Origin of the sequence: Kitasatospora sp. NPDC088861 (assembly GCF_044750105.1) — a bacterium.
Lineage (GTDB): Bacteria > Actinomycetota > Actinomycetes > Streptomycetales > Streptomycetaceae > Kitasatospora.
The window spans coordinates 484860-505080 of sequence record NZ_JBIVJF010000002.1 but is presented as its reverse complement, the minus strand read 5'-3'; the positions used below and the strand labels follow the sequence as shown (position 1 = coordinate 505080).

15 protein-coding genes and 2 CRISPR repeat arrays are annotated in these 20221 nt (G+C 71.2%); of the genes, 6 read left to right on the top strand and 9 right to left on the bottom strand.

The genetic code is table 11. The annotated features are described in order from the left end of the window. Positions 1 to 212 precede the first annotated feature (212 nt). A CRISPR array of direct repeats spans positions 213 to 1949; the repeat unit is 29 nt; unit sequence GTTCTCCCCGCACCCGCGGGGGTCAGCCG. 159 nt (positions 1950 to 2108) lie between these two features. Then, positions 2109 to 2345, top strand: a complete 237-nt coding sequence (locus tag ACIP37_RS05940; RefSeq protein ID WP_400843364.1) for a NaeI family type II restriction endonuclease — start codon at positions 2109 to 2111, stop codon at positions 2343 to 2345. Between the two features lie 345 nt (positions 2346 to 2690). Here the strand turns inward: ACIP37_RS05940 and ACIP37_RS05935 are convergent, their stop codons facing one another. The 9 genes from ACIP37_RS05935 to cas3 form a co-directional block, all read right to left on the bottom strand. Beyond that, complete coding sequence (locus tag ACIP37_RS05935; RefSeq protein WP_400843361.1) at positions 2691 to 3452, bottom strand: hypothetical protein; 762 nt, start codon at positions 3450 to 3452, stop codon at positions 2691 to 2693. 349 nt (positions 3453 to 3801) lie between these two features. Then, a complete protein-coding gene (cas2e, locus tag ACIP37_RS05930) occupies positions 3802 to 4122 on the bottom strand; it encodes a type I-E CRISPR-associated endoribonuclease Cas2e (RefSeq protein ID WP_400802902.1) in 321 nt (106 codons plus the stop codon). A gap of 43 nt (positions 4123 to 4165) precedes the next feature. Further along, positions 4166 to 5089 carry a type I-E CRISPR-associated endonuclease Cas1e gene (cas1e, locus tag ACIP37_RS05925; protein WP_400803801.1) on the bottom strand — a complete coding sequence of 308 codons (924 nt, stop codon included), beginning with the start codon at positions 5087 to 5089 and terminating at the stop codon, positions 4166 to 4168. 65 nt (positions 5090 to 5154) lie between these two features. Beyond that, the gene (gene cas6e / locus ACIP37_RS05920; RefSeq protein ID WP_400328477.1) at positions 5155 to 5811 is read right to left on the bottom strand and encodes a type I-E CRISPR-associated protein Cas6/Cse3/CasE; all 657 of its coding nucleotides are present in this window, start codon (positions 5809 to 5811) and stop codon (positions 5155 to 5157) included. Beyond that, the gene (gene cas5e / locus ACIP37_RS05915; protein WP_400802906.1) at positions 5808 to 6635 is read right to left on the bottom strand and encodes a type I-E CRISPR-associated protein Cas5/CasD; all 828 of its coding nucleotides are present in this window, start codon (positions 6633 to 6635) and stop codon (positions 5808 to 5810) included. The genes cas6e and cas5e overlap by 4 nt, the downstream gene beginning before the upstream one ends. Further along, a complete protein-coding gene (gene cas7e / locus ACIP37_RS05910) occupies positions 6632 to 7801 on the bottom strand; it encodes a type I-E CRISPR-associated protein Cas7/Cse4/CasC (protein WP_400843358.1) in 1170 nt (389 codons plus the stop codon). The genes cas5e and cas7e overlap by 4 nt, the downstream gene beginning before the upstream one ends. 56 nt (positions 7802 to 7857) lie before the next feature. After that, positions 7858 to 8742, bottom strand: coding sequence for a type I-E CRISPR-associated protein Cse2/CasB (gene casB, locus ACIP37_RS05905; RefSeq protein ID WP_400843355.1), 885 nt, complete (start codon positions 8740 to 8742; stop codon positions 7858 to 7860). Next, on the bottom strand, positions 8739 to 10337 hold the full coding sequence (gene casA, locus ACIP37_RS05900; RefSeq protein ID WP_400843352.1) for a type I-E CRISPR-associated protein Cse1/CasA: 1599 nt from the start codon (positions 10335 to 10337) through the stop codon (positions 8739 to 8741). Before casA ends, casB begins: the two co-directional genes overlap by 4 nt. 215 nt (positions 10338 to 10552) lie before the next feature. Continuing rightward, the gene (cas3, locus tag ACIP37_RS05895; protein WP_400843349.1) at positions 10553 to 13378 is read right to left on the bottom strand and encodes a CRISPR-associated helicase Cas3'; all 2826 of its coding nucleotides are present in this window, start codon (positions 13376 to 13378) and stop codon (positions 10553 to 10555) included. Between the two features lie 457 nt (positions 13379 to 13835). Continuing rightward, positions 13836 to 15382: a CRISPR direct-repeat array (repeat unit 19 nt; unit sequence CCTCCCCGCACCTGCGGGG). Positions 15383 to 15760: 378 nt separating this feature from the next. On the opposite strand from cas3, the gene ACIP37_RS05890 reads away from it, so the two are divergent. From ACIP37_RS05890 to ACIP37_RS05870, 5 genes are all read left to right on the top strand, one after another. Then, on the top strand, positions 15761 to 16078 hold the full coding sequence (locus ACIP37_RS05890) for a hypothetical protein (RefSeq protein WP_400802919.1): 318 nt from the start codon (positions 15761 to 15763) through the stop codon (positions 16076 to 16078). A 331-nt stretch (positions 16079 to 16409) separates the two neighbouring features. Next, complete coding sequence (locus ACIP37_RS05885; RefSeq protein ID WP_400802922.1) at positions 16410 to 17240, top strand: BTAD domain-containing putative transcriptional regulator; 831 nt, start codon at positions 16410 to 16412, stop codon at positions 17238 to 17240. A 97-nt stretch (positions 17241 to 17337) separates the two neighbouring features. Continuing rightward, a complete protein-coding gene (locus tag ACIP37_RS05880; protein WP_400802925.1) occupies positions 17338 to 17979 on the top strand; it encodes an NADPH-dependent FMN reductase in 642 nt (213 codons plus the stop codon). Positions 17980 to 18126: 147 nt separating this feature from the next. Continuing rightward, entirely contained in the window at positions 18127 to 18417 is a 291-nt protein-coding gene (locus tag ACIP37_RS05875; RefSeq protein WP_363586676.1) for an ammosamide/lymphostin RiPP family protein, read from the top strand. A 14-nt stretch (positions 18418 to 18431) separates the two neighbouring features. Further along, positions 18432 to 20219 carry a hypothetical protein gene (locus tag ACIP37_RS05870; RefSeq protein WP_400802927.1) on the top strand — a complete coding sequence of 596 codons (1788 nt, stop codon included), beginning with the start codon at positions 18432 to 18434 and terminating at the stop codon, positions 20217 to 20219. The last annotated feature ends 2 nt before the right edge of the window (positions 20220 to 20221 follow it).

Sequence of the window (20221 nt, the reverse complement as noted above, 5' to 3'; positions counted from 1 at the left end):
CCAGCGCTTACGAAACTGGGCGGTCCGCGGGCCCGGCGGCAGCGAACCGTACGTATAGGGCGATCGGCCCCGCACGTCACCGACACGTGGGATGATTCGCAAGCCCTTTGACACCTCAACACCTCGCCAGCGACGTTGAGACGTCCCCACAACAACGCGCCAAGCCACGCAAAGAAATGGCAAAGCCGCCACAACGTCCCAGGTCGCGAAGGGTTCTCCCCGCACCCGCGGGGGTCAGCCCTTGCCCTTCTCCCGCTCCCCCCATGCCTGCAGGTTCTCCCCGCACCCGCGGGGGTCAGCCGTATCTCGGACTTCTTCCCGGCGCCGAAGCGGGGTTCTCCCCGCACCCGCGGGGGTCAGCCGGCGTCGGCCGGGAAGATGAGGGTAGGACCCTCGTTCTCCCCGCACCCGCGGGGGTCAGCCGTACTCCCACGAGGCATTGCGGATGGCGTCGAGGTTCTCCCCGCACCCGCGGGGGTCAGCCGGGCCACCTCCGGCGGACGGGTCCCGACCCTGCGTTCTCCCCGCACCCGCGGGGGTCAGCCGCTCATATAGGCCCGGTAAACGCCAGCCTCAGGGTTCTCCCCGCACCCGCGGGGGTCAGCCGGTGCCCGGTGGTTCGGATGTTCTTGGTGATCCGTTCTCCCCGCACCCGCGGGGGTCAGCCGCCCTTGCCGCGTGAACACCCTTGATCCATAGGGTTCTCCCCGCACCCGCGGGGGTCAGCCGGCCGTACGCCCGGGACTACAAGGACCGTCCGAGTTCTCCCCGCACCCGCGGGGGTCAGCCGGCGCCCAAGAGCGACCCGCCGCCGAACCCGCCGTTCTCCCCGCACCCGCGGGGGTCAGCCGTCGGGCAGCGTCGGGCGCAGCCCGTTCTACGAGTTCTCCCCGCACCCGCGGGGGTCAGCCGGGGTGACGGGCTGGGCGTGCGGGTCTTCGGGCGTTCTCCCCGCACCCGCGGGGGTCAGCCGTCGAGATCGCAGCCGGTGCCGCAGTCGGGGCAGTTCTCCCCGCACCCGCGGGGGTCAGCCGGCCGCCATCGCGGTGCCGAAGGCCTTGCCGGAGTTCTCCCCGCACCCGCGGGGGTCAGCCGAATCTCGGCGGGAACGCCCGCGAGACGGCCGGGTTCTCCCCGCACCCGCGGGGGTCAGCCGGCGACGACCCCCGCGGCGTCTAGCGCTCGGGCGTTCTCCCCGCACCCGCGGGGGTCAGCCGAGGTCCAACTGCATGACCTCGCCTGTTGCCCGGTTCTCCCCGCACCCGCGGGGGTCAGCCGTTGTGGGCGTTGCGCATCACGTCGCTGACCTTGTTCTCCCCGCACCCGCGGGGGTCAGCCGGTGCTCGACTGGCACCTGTCCCGGTACGCGGCGTTCTCCCCGCACCCGCGGGGGTCAGCCGACGCTCGGCCCGGTGGGGATCGGCTCACGGGCGTTCGCCCCGCACCCGCGGGGGTCAGCCGCCCCGTGCGCGGCCAGGACCGGACCACCAACGGTTCTCCCCACACCCGCGGGGGTCAGCCGTGGTCGTACTCGGACCGGGGCCGGTTAGTCATGTTCTCCCCGCACCTGCGGGGGTCAGCCGTCCCCGGCGAGGTCCCGCGGGGCCCGCGGCAGGTTCTCCCCGCACCCGCGAGGGTCAGCCGTCGTCGATCTCGTTCTTGAGGTGGGTGATCTCGTTCTCCCCGCACCTGCGGGGGTCAGCCGCAGAGCCAGCCGGCGACGTTGGCACGGGCCGCGTTCTCCCCGCACCCGCGGGGGTCAGCCGGTCGCCGACGCCCTCGGGTCCTGCGACTTCGTGTTCTCCCCGCACCCGCGGGGGTCAGCCGACGCAGTTGGGGCGGGGGCACCGGTTGAAGCTGTTCTCCCCACACCCGCGGGGGTCAGCCGGATCCGGCGCGCGCGGGTCAAGAGCGGCATGAGTTCTCCCCGCACCCGCGGGGGTCAGCGGTCATCGGGATCGCTCGGAGCGATGTGGACGCCCGTACCGAGGCAACGACCGTCATAGCTATCGAGCCGCCACCGAGAGCGGTGATGAATCTCGCCACCACAGCCGATACTGAGGATAGGAGAACTCAACCCATACGGGAGGGTCTGACTGCTACTGCCGGTGCTGGAGCCCTTCGCCCACGGGCTTGATGTGGCGTGGAAGTTCAGCTTCAGTTCCAGAGGTTGGACGTTCCCTTCGGAGGCTGTGGGCCACATCTGTCTCATGCTCTGGGCTGGCGACAGGATGCCTCGGTGGAGCACAGGGCCCTCTCGTGAAAACTCCCTGGACTTGACTAACAATCAAAACTTGCCTGTTAACAGGGCGTTGGCGTCCCACGGTCGTCTCGGCGCGGCCTGAAAGCGGCGCGAACCGCCCCTCCGGGAGGACAGGGAGGCGGTGATGAACACCAGTTCCTCCCGCGAGTCCGCGTCCGCCTGCGTGACGCGGACGGGCGCGGTGCCGAATCCTTGGGGCTCTCTGTCCCCAACCGCTCGGAGCAGGTGAGTGCAGGCCTCCGCGCCCCTCGCTCAGAGACTGGCACAGCCGTGTGTCGTTCGAGGCGGCCAACCTGCCGGCCGAACTGCAGGAGGCACCCGCCGGAGGCGGGCAGGGCGAAGCGGGCGACCGCGCAATCGCGCCGGGACTCGCCGTCGCGTGTGGCGTTCTCCGGTTCCTCGTGGCTGCGGGTGGGCTCGGTCCGGTTCAGGTGTCAGTGGGCAGCCTCAGGTAGCCGATGCCCGCGCTGGTGATCCACTCGGCGGTGGCGCCGTCGAGCTCCCACGGCGCCCTCAGGAGCGTCGCACGCAGGGCGCTGCGGTCCTGGAGGGCGGGCGGTTCTGGTGGCAGTCGTTCGCGGTACTCGACGTTGGGGCCCCAGTGGTGGTCTCCGGGCCGGTCGAGAACAGCGGTGAACTGGTCGACTCGTGCGGGCCAGGACGGGTGGCCCCACCACTGCGGGCACGCCAGTGCACCGTGGCCGGCCGTGTACAGCAGTCCGAAACGGACGCCCTTGTCCTCGATCTGCGCGACGAAGCCGCGCAGGCTTTGGTCGGCGTGCTCGATGTAGTCGTCGAGGTCGGCGTCGGTCTTGACGAGATCGCCCAGCGTCGTACCGGTCGCCAGCTTGCGTGCGGGGTTCGTCAGCCAACGGTGGAGCCGGAAGGCGAGCGCGTCGGCGTCCTCGATCGTGAGTGCGGCCAGCCCTTCACCGGTGCCGGACCTGACGCCGTGTTCCCTGGCCCATCCGCGGAGCCGCTGCCGCACCCCGTGGGTGGTGTGGCTGTTGATCCGCATCATGTCACCGTCGGACAGGCGCCCTTCGGCATGCCAGTTCTCGACGCAGCCGTTGCGCCAGGCACCGTTGGTGAGGCCGATCGCCAGGAGGTCCAGCAGGACGGCCAGGTCGGCGGGATCGGCTCCCGCCTTCGACCGCAGCATCTCCTCGAAGACCTCTTCGGTCATCATGGCCCGGGCCTCGTCGACACGGCGTTGGACCTCGACACGGCGTTGGACGTCGCCGGGGTGCTGCTTGCGTCGGTCATCGACTTCCTTTCGGCGTGATCGGTACTCTGCTCACTGATACCAGACAGTGCAGAACAGCTGGGTGCCGCCTGTTGTCACAGGCTGTTGTGTGCCGCCATGTGCCAGCCGTCCTTCCATGCGCTCGTGCCGTCGGGGCTGGCCGCGGCCCCGCCCACCACCTCCGTGCCAGTGCCCACCACGGGCCGAAGCAGTTCACCCGGGGCAGAACCGGGCACGACGTTGTCCGGGGAGGACCCGACGGCCGGCCCTCACTGCCCGAACTGCGACGTTCCTACGGCCTTGCCTCTTCCTGACCGTCCGTGAGCTGTGGGCGGACCATCGCGACCAGCGTCATGCCGTCGAAGTCGACGGGCTTCCTCCGTTGCTCGCCGGCTGTTCGCAGCTCGAAGCCCTGCTCGTTGGCGGCGGGGTGGACCAGGACGGCAACGCCGGTTCCGATGCATCCGCTGACGGCCTGCCACAGTTCCTCGCGTACCTTCGCAGAGATGGTGCCGACGTAGAGCTGGGGTGTGACCTCAAGGAGCCAGCGGGTGAGAGCGCCTCGTACGTGGTCGGGGACGGCAGTGGCGGACAGGACGGTCATGGTCGCCATGGCCACTCCTCGGCGAAGCGCGAGCGGAGAGTACGGAAGCGCTTCACGGCAGTTCCTCTCCCGCGTAGTTGACCCCGCCCGGGATGGGGCCGGAGACCGGGTCCCACAGGTCGACGAGTTGTTCCTCCGGGTCCGGGACGGTGATGTCCTGGTCCGGAGCGAGCAGGCGCTGGATGTCGGTGACGATGCGCGGCAGGAGGCGGAACAGGCGCAGGCCGTCGCGGAAGCCGCGGCGGGCGTCGGCTTCCGGTTGTGGGGAGGCGTGGAGGGAGAAGGCGAGCGGGATGGTGAGTTCGGCCTTGTAGAGGTCGGCGACGTCGTAGACGAAGGCCTGCTGGTTGCCGCTGTGGACGAAGCCGAGGGCCGGTGAGCAGCCGAGGGCGAGGATGGCCGCGTGGACGATGCCGTAGAGGCAGGTGTTGGCGGAGGAGAGGGCGAGGTTGACGGGGTCCTGGGTGTCCCAGGAGTCCGGGTCGTAGTTGCGGCGGAAGCGGCCGATGCGGTGTTGCTGGGCGAGGAGGCGGTAGTGGGCCTTGATGCGTTGGCCTTCGAGGCCTCGGAGCTTGTTGAGGTTGCTGCCGGCCGGGACGGTGCCGCGGCCGAAGCGTTGCTCGTACATGGCGGTGGCGACGGCGAGGCGGGTGCTGTCGTCGGCCCAGGTGCGGGCCTGGCGTTCGAGCCAGGTGGTGGTGAGCGAGTCGGGGAGAGTGGCGGCGTAGCAGCGGACGCCGCCGGATCCGGCGATGACGACGGTGGTGCCGTGGCGGGCGAGGGTGGCGAGGGCCCGGGCGGTGATGGAGGTGCCGGGACCGAGGAGGACACAGCTGAGGGCGGCGGTCGGGAGGTAGACGGTTTCGGTGCCGCGGTGGGGGCTGGTGACTTCGGCGCAGACTCCGGTGTCGTCCTGGACGATGCGGACGATGTCGAGGTAGAGGAAGGAGAGGGAGTCGGCGACCCGGGGCAGCATGGCGACGGTGGGGGCGGCCAGCTTGCGGCGCGCGGCGCCGGGGTCGGGGTCGGGTCGGCGGCCGGTCACTGTGGCCCCCGGTGCGGGGCGATGCTGAGGAGGCCGCAGCCGTAGGCCTTGCCCTTGCCGATGCCGTCGGTGAGGCGGGTGCGCAGGCGGTCGGCGTCGGTGATGACGGCCGTGCCTTCGAACAGGACGCGGTCGTGTTTGACGGGCCGTTGGTCGCTGCGCCGGTCTCCCCGGGCGGCGTCGAGCGGGGTGGAGTGGAGGGTGCCGAGGTTCAGTCCCGACGACTCCGCTTGGCGGGCCCACCAGTCGTCGGCGGCCGCGCCCCGGAGGGGGACGACGGCCTTGAGCTGGTAGAGCTCGCGGGTGGTGCGGCTGGGCTTGCGGATGGGGTTGGCGGCGATGCGGTAGCGGAGGTGCAGGCCGGGCCGGAGAGCGTCCAGGAGTGGTGTGAGGGACTTGGCCGCGGCCTGGCCGTATCCGGTGGGGAGGCGGTTGAGGTCGGGCGCTTGCGCACTCTGCAGGAGGATCTGGTCGCCGACGGGCGTGGACTCGCTGCGGAAGAGGACCCCGAGTCGGCGGCGCGGTTCATCGGCGGCGACGCGATCGGGGAAGAGCGACATCATGCGGTGGTGCAGGTCGACGGCGCCGGCGTTGTCGCGACGGGCCTCGCGGCTGCGCGGGTCGGGGATGATGCGGGTCAGCCACAGGGTCATGCGGGGACGCTTTCGGGACGGATGGTGTGCTGGTCGAGGTAGTCGCCGAGGGCGGTGAGGTAGCCGGCGGCGAGGCCCTTGCAGCGGCTGGCGGGCAGGATGAGGGTGCGCTGGTAGCGGGGGCGGGCGCGGTAGGTCCGCCGCCGGGGGTGGAAGGTGAGCGGGTCGTCGGTGACCTCTCCGGCGGCGGCGCTGCCGTCGTCGTCCCCGGGCTGGGAGTGGTCACCGAGGCGGTCGAGCGGCTGGTCGCCGTGGAAGACGGTGTCGACGGTCTCGGTTTCCGTAGGGACTCGTCGGGCGATCGGCAGGTGGACGAGGTGGTACAGGGGGTCGTCGACGAGACCGAGCAGCAGCGGCCCTTCGGGCGGGCAGGAGCGTCGGCCGAGGTAGGGGGGCCAGTGCGGGTTCCGGAGTGCTTCCGCCCACTCGGCGAGCTGCCCCGGGTCCGCGGTGATGACGGCGGTGAAGGCCGCGTCGGCGAGGTAGTAGCGGTGGGACAGCAGCGTGGCGGTGGCGCCGGAGCGCTTCTTCCCCTCTGCGGTGGTGACGGTCCGCGCCGCAGGCAGCCCGCCACCGACGGTGTGCAGGTCGCGCAGGACGACGCCCGCGCGGTCGGTGCGCACGGTGAGCGAGAGGGTGGCGAGATCGCTGATGTCGTCGCCGCGCTTCCTGCCGAGGGCCGCCGCGAGCAGGCCGATGACGCCGGAACGGGTGGGGAATGGCGCGGTGTCGCGTTCGTTGAACTGGCTGGTCTCGCCCCAGGACTGCAGCGGTGCGGCCAGACGCAGCAGCAATCCGCAGGTGTCGGTGGCCGCGGGGTTCATACGCCGGCCTCGGCGGGGGCGGTGGTGAAGGCGGCGTCAACGGCGGTGTCGATGAGCTGCGGGAAGGAGTCGACGCGGGCGCCCAGGCCGTCGAGGTCCTTGTCCTCAAGGCTGGCCCAGGCGGCGGTGACGGTGCCGCGGTTACCGAGGAGCTTGTTGGCGGCGGTGGCGTAGCGGGCGAGGGCCGCGCGGGAGGCGGGGGCGTAGCCGCCGTTCTCCTGGGAGGGGACGGGCTGTTCGAAGGCCGCGGCGTAGGAGAGGGGGCGGTCGCTGCGGACGGCGATGTGGACCAGGTCGGGGATGGTGTGGGGGGCGGTGGCGGTCTTCTTGGCGCGCGGGAGGGAGAGGATGAAGGCCTCGGCGAATCCGGCTGCGAGTTCGCGGGCGGCGTCGTGGTCGCCGCCGAGGTTGCGTTCGAGGTCTGCGAGGTCGACGGTGGCGTAGCGGTAGAAGACGCCGGCGCTGAACTCGGCGTGGCCCATGTGGGCGCTGCCGGTGGCGTCGCCCCAGGCGGAGGTGACGTCGTCCACTGCGGAGAAGTAGTCGAGTTCGACGTCGGTGCCGTGGGTGGTGAGGGCGTGGGCGACCTGGACGGCGCCGTCGACGCCGGCGTCGTCGACCTCGGCCAGCATACGGCCGAAGAGGTTGATGACGCCGTTGCGGCTGCGCAGGATCGCGTCGATGGCGTCCTTGGGCAGGACGCTCTTGTCGCTGGTCTTCTTGATGTCCTTCGCGTTTTCGAGGTCGGTTCGGTGCTCCTCGGCGAGGTCTGCCAGTTCGGCGACGGCGGTCTCGGGCACGTAGACCATGGCGTTGGTGGTGATGACGGGCGAGTCCTTGGTCTCGAACTTGATGCTGCTGCCGGCGGCGACGTGCTGGCCGGCGCGCTGGGCGAGCTCGGCGAGCCAGCCGCGCTCCTCCTGGAGGAGGCGGGTGACGCGGGCGCCGATGCGGCGGGTGCGCAGGGCCTGCTCGCCGAAGCTGTCCTGGAAGTACTCGCGAACGGCGCGCTTCCAGGACTGGCTGCTGACGCGGGTGCGTTCGGTGCCGCCGTAGCACACGGTTTTGACGGAGTTGTTGTCGTCGCGGTTGAGGTTGGCGAACGGGACGCTCTGGACGACGTGGATGTCGAGGAAGCGGGCGGTGGTGCGGTCGGGGCCGGGCATGCTCTGCTCCTTGGGGTTGGTGTGTGTTGGGGGTGGGGGGTAGGGGGTCCGCCCGGTCAGGCCTCGGGCTCGGGCTCGGGCTCAGCGCTGTCCGGGCCGACGGCATCGGCCTGGTCCGCGTCGTGCTCGCGGGCCCTGCGCTCGCCGTCCGCCTGCAGGGCCCGGTAGTAGTCCTGGAGCCAGGTCCGCTTGATGGCGCCGGACCGGTGCCGCCACTGGCAGAGGTCGACAAGGAGCTGGGCCCAATCGATCTCCACGTCGCAGCCGCGCAGTTGCCGAACGGCTCCGGGCAGGTGGCGGTGCAGTCCGTCGACGCTCTGACGGGTCAGCAGGTTGAGGCGGGTCTCGGCCGAGGACTCCCGCAGGCCGGCTCCGTGGCCTCCCTTGAGGACGCCGTCGGCGAAGGCGTGGCCGAGACTGCGCGACGGGATCCGCTTGGCGGTGGCGGGCTCCGTGCCCTCCGCGCGGCCGACCGGGTCGCCGAGGAGGTCCGGCGCCGCCGCGTCGTTCCTCGGTTCTTCGCTCTTCGGCTCCTCGTTCTTCGGCGCCTCGTTCTTGCCCTCTTCGTTCTTCGGCTCGGCCTTCTTCGGCTCGGCCTTCTTCGACGTCTCGGCCTTCGCGGCGGCGTACTGGTCGCGGCGCTGCGCGGCGATCAGCGACGCGACGGTGTAGAACGCGCGCTGGACGTCGAGGCTGCGCGCCTGCTCGTCGGTGAGCCAGGAGGCCACGTAGCGGTGCATGAACGGCACAGCGTCCAGGTCCTTGCCCACACCGCGGCGCAGGGCCGCGCGGACGCCGGGGTCGTCGTGGCTGCGCTGGTCGATCCGGGCGGTGAAGGTACGTGCCCGTCCCAGCGAGGGAATCAGGACGAGTTCCTTGGGCCAACGGACCTCGTCGTCCGCGGGTTTGGCGGGGCCCGGGATAGCGGCGGTGTTGCTCACGTGTCCTCCGTGCTGGTGCTGCGGCCTCCGGTGCCGATGCCGGTGCCGCCGGTCTTGGCGGGGCGCTTCACCGGCCCGCCGTACAGCTCAAGGCGGGCGGTGGTGCAGGCCTTGGCTCCGCGCACGGTTCCCAAGGCTCCGTAGGTGACGGTGTCGTAGGCCCGCTCGGCGAGGCTGCGGAAGGCCACGGCGGCCCCGTCGAAGTCCCGTTTGTCGAGGCGCTTCCAGAACTCGGCCTCGGCGGTGGGCCAGTAGCGGGCGGCGGCGTCGACGGCCCAGGTGCAGTCGCGGATCCTGGGGGCCTCGGTGAAGTCGGCCCAGGCCTTCTTGACGGCCCGGTCGAGGTGCTTGCCGTACCGCTCCCCCAGCAGACGCAGGCGGCCGATCTCGACGGCGATCGCGGGTTCCCTGTCCTCCGCGAGGCCGAGCACGGGCGGGGTGACGGCGTCGACGAACTGGACGTCTTTGGCCTGGCCGTCCTGTTCGAATCCGAGCGCGCGCACCCTCAGTTCCTCCGAGACTTCCAGCGCGGTGACGAACACTTCGGGACGACGTGGTTTCGTGCTGCCTGCAGGATTCTTGAGCAGCAGTGCGTCCAGATCGCGCCACAGCGCACGGCGGGAGTCAGCAGGGCGCGGGTAGGGGTTGCCCTCCTTGCTGGTCTGCCAGATCAGGTACGGATCGCCCTCGCGGGGGATCTTGAACTGGTTGGCCCAGGTGATGAACGCGTCCTCGACGTACTGGCCGGTGGCGTCGGGCATGAGCAGCAGCGCGTGCTGGGAACGGGCCGTGAGTGCGGAGCACGGACCCTTCAACGGCGGCGGGACGGCCGCAGGATCGGGCAGTTCCTCGCGTTCCCACGGGCACAGGTCGCTGTCACGACGGACGTCACGGCCAGGCCGGGGCAGTCCGGCCAGGAGGGTCTCGAAGAGGGTGTCGCCCTCCGGGTGGTAGGAGAGCGTGCTGCGCAACGGGCCCGCCTTGCTTCCGGCTGCTTTGGTGGCACCGACAGTGCGGCTGGAGCAACGGCCGGAGGGACCGTAGTAGTGCCAGACCAGCAGGTGCAGGACTGCTTGGGCCGGGGTCGGCAGGTCAGGAGCAGTGCTGTTGACGTGCTGGAACCAGGAGTGGTTGTTGCCCGAAGGGCGGGTGGTGATGAGTTTGTCGACGCCGGCGGTGTTCGCGGGGTCGCACTGCTCGGCCAGCCGCGGGTCCTGGAGGAACGGGCGTGCGGAGTCGAACAGGTCGAAGCGGTGGCGGTGGCGTTCGACGAACGTCGCGATCTTCTCCAGGTCGAGGCCCGCCCGGTCGACCAGGTCGGCGCGGCGCTCGGACCAGTCGCCCGGTCCGGCTTCGTCGAGGCCGGACACCCGGGCGGTGATCGCGTACAGGACGCGGTACAACGCGGAGAGGGCCGGCGGGGTCGCGATCGCGATCTGCTCGATCTCGTTTGCGCGCAGCAGGAGTTCGCGCAGGCCGACCGCTGGCGGGTAGGCCTTGTTGTGGTCCGCGTCGCCCTCCTCCCTGTGGGGGATCCAGCGGACGGGGATCCACGCCTCGTCGAAGAGGTTGTAGGCGGGTGGTGCGGATGGCATGCGGCCTCCGGCGAGGCGGGTACGGGTGATCACAGAGTGGGTAGGCTCTGCCGCGGTCCCCGCAGCGAGCGGGGGTGAGCCGTGCGGTGCCTAGGAAACGGCCGCGTTGGCAGTCCTGTCCCCGCACAAGCGGGGGTCACGCTGATCTCGGACGGGCGACAAGCCTGTCCGGGACCGGCACAGCCAACTTAGTGTCAAGTGCGGCGCCTAGGACGTCATTTCTCGGAAATTCCCACGTTCGAGTACACGAGCCGCCTCTCCCCCATCAGGCCCGTCCACCAGTCACCGTCACGGCGCATGCGCAGCAGCGCCAGGCCGGCCAGCAGGGGCCGGTCACTCCAGGCCCTCGGCACGGCGTTATCGCCGGTGCGGCCGGCGAGCCAGCGGCCGGGCAGCGGCACGGTGTGTCGCATGATCAGCGCGATGTCGTCCCGGTTCGCTGCGGCCGTAGGCAGCGGCACGTCATGGTCGGGAGCGAGGCTCCACCCGCCCTCCCGCGCGAAGACGCACACAGCCCGTCCGCTGTCCGCCCCCAGTCGGGTGGTCAGCAGGTCCTCGGTGATGCCGAGGCCGCGGTCGCTGAGCGGGGAGAGGTCGCCGGTCACGTCGTACGGCGGGTCGATGCCAGTCAGCTTCGCGAGCTGCTCCTCTGCGGTGGCCGAGGCGATGCGCTCGGCGTCCATTCGATCGAGCTCCGCCGAGGCGGCCTTTTCCAGATCGGCTCCGAAGTCGTCCGCGTAGACCTCGTCCACGAGTCGTTGAATGTCCTCCGGCACCCTGACCACGCCGCTGGACAGCTTCTGGAGCAGGAGGCTGGTGCGGCGCAACAGGGAGGCGTCGTAAACGGTGCCCCAGGTACGGGGCGCGGCCACGCGGCCCTTGTCGTCGAGCGGTTCCAGCACGATCAGGCGCGGCTCGGTCGGTTTGCCGGTCCACGCGGGGCGGTTGGGGCGCTCGTGGCGCTTGCCGCGGCCGGCCCGCTGGAGGAGCTGCGCGAGCGGGGCGAGGTCCGAGACGATCAGGTCGAAGTCCAGGTCGAGGGACTGCTCGACGATCTGAGTGGCCACCAGGATCGACCCCTCGCGCGGTGCGCCCGCCGCTGCGTCGTTCGCGGGCTTCCCGTAGGCGACCTCGCACTCGGCGGTGATGCGCTGCCGCTCGTGGGCGGGGAAGCGGGAGTGGAGCAGCCTCAGGCCTCCCTCACGCGCGGCGAGTTCGGGCAGGACGGACCGCAGGTAGCGGTAGGTGCGCTGGGCCTCGTCCACGGTGGTGCAGCAGACGAGGACGCAGCCGCCCTCGGTGGTGACGGAAGCCAGGATCTCGCGCAGGGCCGCGCGACGCCCCTGCCGTCCGGGCTTCTGCGCGACGCCCTCTTCCTGAACGTCCCAACGCACCTGGCGGGTCTCCACCTGCAAGGTGCGGGCCCGACTGCTGCCGACCTCGCGCGGTTTGGACACCGATCCGCCGTCCGCGTCCACGAACAGCCACCCCGGGTAGCAGGGCTTCACCGTGGTGGGCTCGGGAAAGCCGGCGCCGCGCCGGTACGCATCGACGAGCGACGAGGCCGCCTTCCCGGCCAGGGTCGCCGACAGCAGCACGACCGGGGCGCCGAACGCCCCGAGCCACTCCAGCAACCGCACCAGCAGACTGTGCATCCACGGGCCGTAGGCGTGCGCCTCGTCCACCACCAACACCTTGTTCGAGAGGCCGAACAACCTCAGGAATCCGTACCGGACCGGGAGCACCCCGGTGAGCGCCTGGTCGATCGTGCCGTTGGCGAGCGGCGCGAGCAGGCCCCGCCGCCCGGTCCGCAGCCACTGCCCGGCCTCGGTGTCCGCGAGCACGGCCGTCCCGTCCGCCGCACCCTCGCCGAGGGCGTAGTCCGGACTCAGCCAAGCCATGCTGTGCAGCAGGGTGAGCGCGCGGTCACCCTCGACGTTCTGCTCCGCGAACCTGCGGACCCGGGTGAACATCGCGTCCGCCGTGGCCATCGTCGGCAATGCGAAGTAGACCCCGGACGCGCCGGAAGCCCTCGCCATCACGGACGCCGCATGCAAGGCGGTCTCGGTCTTACCGTCCCCGGTCGGGGCGGTGACCAACAGCAGCCCGGGCCCCTTCACCACACCGGGCAAGTGCTTCGCGACGTCGGCCTGCAGCGCGTTCGGAGGAAACGGGAACTGCTCGACGAACGGCTTGTCCGGGAACGCCGCACAGCCGAGCCCGGCCTCGCGCACCCACCTCGGCGAGGCCTTCACCGCCACCCGGAAGTGCTCGCCGAACTCGGCGTCGCCGGCCTTCCACCCCTCCCCGGGCATCCGCGGCTCGATCACGTCGACCTGACTGGCCAGCCAGTCCGCCACCACGACGAGCCCCGCGACCACCACCGCCAACTCCCCCGGCAGCACCGACTCCAGCGCCCTGGTGGCTCCGACCGTCCGACGGACCGCGTGCGCATGGGCCAGCCGCTGCTCCAGCCACCCCTCCGCGGTACCGAGGCCGGGCTGGTAGCCGGACGGGGTGGCGATCTCCTTGCGCAGCAGCGCAGCGGCGAAGCAGCCGTGATGCCCGCCGAGCAGCTGAGCGATCTGGTGGGCCGGTGACCGCCTGACCCACTTGCCGAGCGGGTAGCCGCACTGTTCGAAGAACTCGACCAGGCCCCAGTGCGTCGCCGTCTCGTGCCTCAAGTACCCGCTGCGCTCCGCCGCCGGGTTGTCCTCCGCGTACTTCGGGTCCCCCACCAGCTTCGCGAACTCCTCCGCGACCTGCTGCTGGAAGTGCAGCGAGACCTTCCCGATGTCGTGCAACCCAGCCCACAGCGCCACCATCCCCCGGGCCTCGCCGTCCGTGACGCCCATGGCCTCGGCGATCCGATTCCGCACGCGCTCGCTCAGGACGGCGTCCCACAGGGCACCCGCGACGGCGGCGGCGTCCAGGAGATGGCAGATCAGGGGGTACGGGCCGGGCAGGCCTGCACTCTTGCCCCACATCCGGGAGTCCGGAGCGACGGATCCCGGATCACCAAAGGCTGTTCCGTCAGTCATGCCTGAATAGCTATCAGCTACCACTGACAAACCCGACGGCCGCGACATCAGGGCCGACGGAGCATCAGGAGCCAACGGCGACCCTCTCGGCGTATCAGTCGAGGCCGCTGACGCCGGAGCCACGCGCGGGCAAGTCGTGTAACGATTCCGCACCCCCAGTCGGCATCAACTGCACCGTAAGTTGGACCCTTTGGCCTCCTTAAGGCCCGAGTGAGCTGGTCCCTCACGCCGGGCACAGCCACTGATGGCGCGGATCCCCGCACGGCGAAAGGCGGGCGAGCCTCAACAGCGAACGCACCAAACGAACCAGGCGGACGGACTCGGGTTCTGATTGCCCGTGACATCATGTGAAGGCTCTTTGACATCTCAAGAACCCGACGGCGACCGGAGCAATCGGCACGCCACCCCACATGGTCAAGAAATAGCAAAGCCCCTGCTTCACCGCAGGTCACGAAGCCTCCTCCCCGCACCTGCGGGGGTCAGCCGTACGGCACCGGCGTCGTTGAGTAGCGAGGGGACTCCTCCCCGCACCTGCGGGGGTCAGCCGCCGCGTGGCCGCAGGTCGCACAGCCTGGGGGTCTCCTCCCCGCACCTGCGGGGGTCAGCCGTGCCTGGCCTGTTGCGACGCCTACGCCGCCTACTCCTCCCCGCACCTGCGGGGGTCAGCCGCGCATCCGGGCGGCGGTGGACTGCGGGATCGGCTCCTCCCCGCACCTGCGGGGGTCAGCCGGAGTGAGCGGGGTAGCGGGCCCAGCGGATCAGCTCCTCCCCGCACCTGCGGGGGTCAGCCGCCGCCGGGCCCGTCGGGGTAGTACTCGCGGACCTCCTCCCCGCACCTGCGGGGGTCAGCCGCGGACCCGCTTGCCGTACAGGTCGGGCCAGTGCTCCTCCCCGCACCTGCGGGGGTCAGCCGGTCAGTGGATCCCGGTCAGGACCAGTGCCACACTCCTCCCCGCACCTGCGGGGGTCAGCCGTCGTGGCGGCATAAGAAGAGTTACGAATCGATCTCCTCCCCGCACCTGCGGGGGTCAGCCGCCACCCGGCCATCTGGGCCACGGTGTCGTCTCCTCCTCCCCGCACCTGCGGGGGTCAGCCGAGGGATAGCAGCCGTTGGGTGGCGGCGTGAACCTCCTCCCCGCACCTGCGGGGGTCAGCCGCAAGCCGCCCGCCCGGACACCGCGGAGGAACCCTCCTCCCCGCACCTGCGGGGGTCAGCCGCAAGCCGCCCGCCCGGACACCGCGGAGGAACCCTCCTCCCCGCACCTGCGGGGGTCAGCCGGCGCTGGCCAGGGTGCGGGGGCGGAGCACGCCCTCCTCCCCGCACCTGCGGGGGGTCAGCCGCTCATCGGCTGCCGGAACGAGTACGCCGTCCGCTCCTCCCCGCACCTGCGGGGGTCAGCCGGAGCTGGACTCCTGGCCGGCCGCGCTCTTCGGCTCCTCACCGCACCTGCGGGGGTCAGTCGGCGAGGATGGCCAGGTCGACCGCGACCGGGGGCTCCTCACCGCACCTGCGGGGGTCAGCCGGCCGTCGTCAACGTGGAGCGCGGAACCGCCCCCTCCTCCCCGCACCTGCGGGGGTCAGCCGTTGCCGAGGTTGCCGATGGCGTTGCTGATCCACTCCTCCCCGCACCTGCGGGGGTCAGCCGTCCGTGACGGCCGGCAGGGCGCTGGTGCGGATCTCCTCCCCGCACCTGCGGGGGTCAGCCGAACTCGATGCGGCCCAACAGCAGGAGGGACTCCTCCTCCCCGCACCTGCGGGGGTCAGCCGCCCTGGCACTGGGCGGCGAAGAAGCGGCGCTGCTCCTCCCCGCACCTGCGGGGGTCAGCCGCATGGATCCTCCAGTCGTCTGCGATGCGGGCCCTCCTCCCCGCACCCGCGGGGGTCGGCCGCAGATCCGGGCGCTGGGCCGGTGGTTCACCCGCGCCTCCCCGCACCCGCGGGGGTCAGCCGTTCACCGCCGAGGAAGCGCAGCGCGTCGACGACTCCTCCCCGCACCCGCGGGGATGGCCCGACCGGTGTGACGGGGGCCAGGCATGCGGCCGTTCCCGGGGCGGGGCGCGGTGACGTAGGCGGGCGGGGTGGTAGGGGCGGGTGTGGGGCGCTTCGGCGTGTGGGTGTCGGGGCGGGGCGGCGAGGGTTCATCCTTCGGGGGGTGTGCTGGAGCGTCGTGGCGCGTGATCGTACGGGGGCGAATGATGGGCGAGGGCGATTCGGGCTTCGGGATGGTGTAGTTCGTTCACCCGGCGAGTCGAAACGGACGGGTGCCGGGGCCGTATCTGCTGTTCATTGCTTGTTTATTGCCAGGAGCCAGAGTCATTCCCGATCTTCCTGACTCGGGCGGCCGGACGGTGCCCGGCAGGCAACTCTGGAGAACGTACATCATGCCGCGCACGCTACTTGGAGCCCTGGTCGCCGCCGCTCCGGCGGCCGCCGGGCTCTCGCTCGTCACGCCGGCCCGGGCCTCCGCCGCCGCCATGGGGTGGGACGTGTCGACGGAATCAGCGCGCCGATCGTGCGTACACCGACCCGGGTTCGGCGGCCGGCGGCGCCTTCTCGGAATCGACTTCGTGAAGCCGCCGATCGACGAGGCCGGAAAGAGCGCCGAAGTTCGCGGAAAACCGGCCGAATCGCGTGAGGGCGTGTCCGAATCGCCGCGACACCTCACCATGAGCGAGTACACCATCAGCGCCTTCCGGTGAGACGAGGGCTTCCCGTCGCGTCGCAGCCGAGGCGGAGCACCGACGCCAGGCCGATCGGGCCGACCCGCGCGCGTGAAGGGCCGTGAACCGGCCCCGGAAGCCCTCCGCCGATTCCCCGAGCCGAACCGGAGACTCCGCTTCCCGCCGTCCGTCTGACCGGCATTCTCCGAACGACCACGACGTTCCCGTACGTCAACACAGATAAGGCGACCGGCCCTCACCCCGGTCGTACCACCGGTCGACCGGGTTGCCTCCCCCACAGGCCTGGCCCGACCGACCGCGCCAGTGTGTTCGCATCCTGTTACCCCCACGAAGAAGGAGGGTTTCCAACATGACCGAGATTTCCACGCTTGCCGTCGTACGCTGCCTCGGCGGCTTTTCACTGGACTTGGGGGGACTCCCGGTCAGACGCTGGCGGGCCGGCAAAGCGCGCACACTGTTCCTTTACCTCCTCATCAACCGGGGCCGCACGGTCGACCGCGACGAACTGCACGCCGCGCTGTGGCCCGACCGCACCCGGTCGGCGGGCTCCAGTTCCCTCAAGGTCGCCAAGCACGCGGTGCACCAGATACTCAGCGGGCAGCAGGCCGCGGAGGAGCAGCCGGCCGCGGAGATCGTCTGCAGCGAGTACGGGTACTCCCTCAAACTCCACGACGCCTGGCTGGACTTCGAGGAACTGGAGCGGCTGTGCAACGAAGGGCACCGGGCGGCGGCCCGAAGTGATCCGCGCGCGGCAGCGGAGCACTACCGCAGCGCGCTGGATCTTCACACCGGGGACTTCCTGCCCGGTGAGACCGCCGACTGGGCCAGGGAGCAGCGGGACTGGGTGCGGTCCCTCGCGCTGGGAGCGGCGGACTTCCTCCTCCAGGAGGCACTGGACCGGGGCGAGCTGCCGAAGGTCATCGACATGTGCCGCCGCGCGCTGGACATCGACCCGTACCAGGAGGACGTCTACCGGACCCTGATCCAAGTGCACGGCGATCTGGGCCAGTTAGCGCAGGCCAGGTCCTGGTACAAGCTGTGCCGGGCCCGGATGTCGGACGGTCTGGACATCGATGTCAGCCCTGACACCCAGCGGCTCCTGGACCGGGTTCTGCGCACCCAGGACGCGCCCGCCCGCACTGCGGACCAGACCTCCGGCCCAGGCGTAACCAATGCATAACCAATGCATAACCCACGCATAACCAGCTCATAACCAGCGCATAACCGCCCTGTCTAGACTCCGAAAACCGCGACCGGTCAAGGAGATTGGTGTAACCGTGCTGGAGACGAACCAGGGTTCCGTTCTTTCGGTGGAGAATCCCGGTGTTGGTGCCCCAGCCGATGCCGGGCCCCTGATCGTCGGCATCGGGGGCACCGTGCGCTCCGGTTCCTCGACGGAACGGGCGGTCCGGGCGGTACTCGCGGCCTCCGCGGCGGCGGGGGCCCGGACCCTGCTGCTGGGTGCCGAGGAACTTCAACTGCCGCTCTACGCCCCGGGGGAGTCACTGCGCACCCCGGCGGCCCGGCGGCTGGTCGAGGCCGTCGCCCTCGCCGACGGCCTGGTGATCGGCACGCCCGCGTACCACGGGGGCGTTTCCGGTCTGGTGAAGAACGCCCTCGACTACCTGGAGGACCTGCGTGAGGACGCGCGTCCCTATCTGCACGGCCGCGCCGTCGGCTGTGTCGTCACCGCACGCGGGACGCAGGCTGCTTCGACGCTGGCGGGGCTGCGCTCCGTCGTGCACGCCCTGAGGGGCTGGCCCACTCCCCTGGGCGTGGCCATCAACACGGAGAGCGTCACCCTGGCGTCCGACGACAGCGCCGGCGGCAGCACCGGCGACCCGCATCTCACCGCGCAACTGGCCACCGTCGGACGGCAAGTGGTCGAGTTCGCCCGGATGCGCACGCCGGCCGGCTGAGCGTCCGGGGGCCTACCTCCGACCGCTGCCGCCCCCGTACGTCCGCCGTCACGATCCCCGCCCACCCCTTTGGTTCCGGCTGCCCTGACACCGGATCCTTCGCATCCGCATTCCCACGTCCGACCGTGATTCCGAATGGAGCGCGCCATGGAAGACACCGCGAAGTCCACCGCGAAGTCCACAGAGCCGGAGGAGACCGCCGAGGCTCTCGCCCTCGAAGCGGAAGCCCCCGAGGTGCAGGCCCCCGAGGTGGAAACCGCCGGGACGGAAACCCCCCAGGCGGAAACCCCCCAGGCGGAGACCGCCGGGACGGAATCCGCCGAGGGCACCGAACTGGACGCGCTGGACGAGCTGGACGACGTCGACTTCGACCTCGACGAGGTCGAGAACAAGATCGCGCCGCTCGCCCTCGCCACCACCGAGCCCTCGCGATGGTGACGCGGGCGGCCGAGGTGAGCCGCGCATCCACCGACTCCGTCCTGGTCGACGTGAACACCGGCCCGGCCGCCTCGTACACGGGGCTGCGGGCGGGCATCGACGCCCTGCGTGCCGAGGGCGCCGACTTCACCGGCCTCGCGGCCGGGCACCCGTCCGAATGGGCGGAGCTCTTTCCCGCCGAGACCGCGCCCGGCACCGCGCCGCTGGAGGAGATCGCGCTCGCGCCGTCCGAGCGGCGGCTGCACCGGGAGAGCGAGCAGGTCTACCGCGTGCTGACGGTGGCCGCGACCGCCCTCTGCACGGGCACCGCGCAGTTGGGCAGGCCCCTGCTGCTCAGCGGGATGGGCGGCACCGACCTGTCCTCGCTGCGCGGTTTCATGCGGGCCGTCGAGCACGCGCAGCTCGTCGAGGGCGCCGAACTGCTGCTGGACGCACCGACGTCCGTGCGCGAGCCGGTCGGCCGGTACGCCGACTACCGCGGGGAGCGGGTGCGCTGTCTGCGCCGCATGGGGCTGCCGGTCACCGAGGGCGACCTGGCCGTGGACCTGGGTACGGCTCCGGACGCCGAATTCGAGCCGGTGTCCGAGGAGGGCGAACTCTTCCTGCGGGCAAGGGACTCCGAGGGCTCCGCCGTGGACCGGGTGGCCGCCGCGCTGGCCTACTGCCGCCGGGCGTTCTTCTCCACGAACTGGGAGGGCATGGCGGTCGTCGCCGACGAGGCGATCGGGCTGCTCGCCGGCATCCCCGAGTCGGGCATACCCGGGCTGCTCGCCGAGGCGGAGCGCGAGGAGGAGCTCGTCCACGCCATCGAGTTCGAGACGGCGATCCTGCGCGGCACCGCCGACGTACGCGGTTTCCTGCTCAAGGTGCTCGGCATCCAGGCGGGCTTCCGCGGGGACCAGGACACGGCCCTCGCCTGCTTCCGGGCCATCCGGGAGGACGCCGCCGGCCTCTCCCCGGAGCTGCGTGCCCAGTCGCACCTGTACTCCGCGCTCACCCTGTCCAAGCGCAAGAACCGGCTGGCGGAGGCCGTCGCCGAGGTGGAGCAGGGCTTCGAGGTCGTCGGGGAACGTCCGGGCGAGGCCGAGAGCGTACGCCGCGAGCGCGGCTGGCTGCACAACCTGCGTGGGCTGACCCTGTTCGCGGAGCGGCGCCTCGGGGCGGCCTTCGAGCACGAGAAGCAGGCGCTGGCCTGCATGGCGGGTCTGACCGACGCCAGTGCCGCGCATCTGCGGATCAACCTGTACTCGAACATCAGCGTGCTCCAGGAGAAGGCGGGCAAGCACGCCTCGGCCCTGGCGACCTGGGAGAAGTTCAAGCAGGCCGCCGGCTCGTCGAACGCGGGCTTCCGCAAGCACCACGCGTACCGCAGCGCCGGGCTGCGGCTGCTCGTCGGCGAGCGGGACGCCGCCCTGGCGGACCTGGACACCACGCTGGAGAACGCGGCCGAGCTCGGTGACCGCTTCCACGAGACCGAGGTGCGTCTCGAACTGGGCATGCTGCACGCCTCCGGCGGTGACGCGAGGACGGGCGCCGAGCAGTACGAGCGCGCCGAGTCCGCGGCGCGGCTGCTGGGCGACCCGTACCGCATCGCGCTGGCCCAGGCGGGTCGGGTGATGACGACCGGCTCCGTGGCCGCGGCCGGGTCGGTGGCGGCCATGGCGCCGCTGAGCCTCACCCGTCCCGGTGCGGCGGACGCCCTCGCCAAGGCCGTCGCCGACGGCGGTGACCTGCAAGGGCTGCTGCCCAAGCCGCGGACCAAGCTCAACCGCCCGTTCGACCTGATCAACTTTCAGGACTGAGG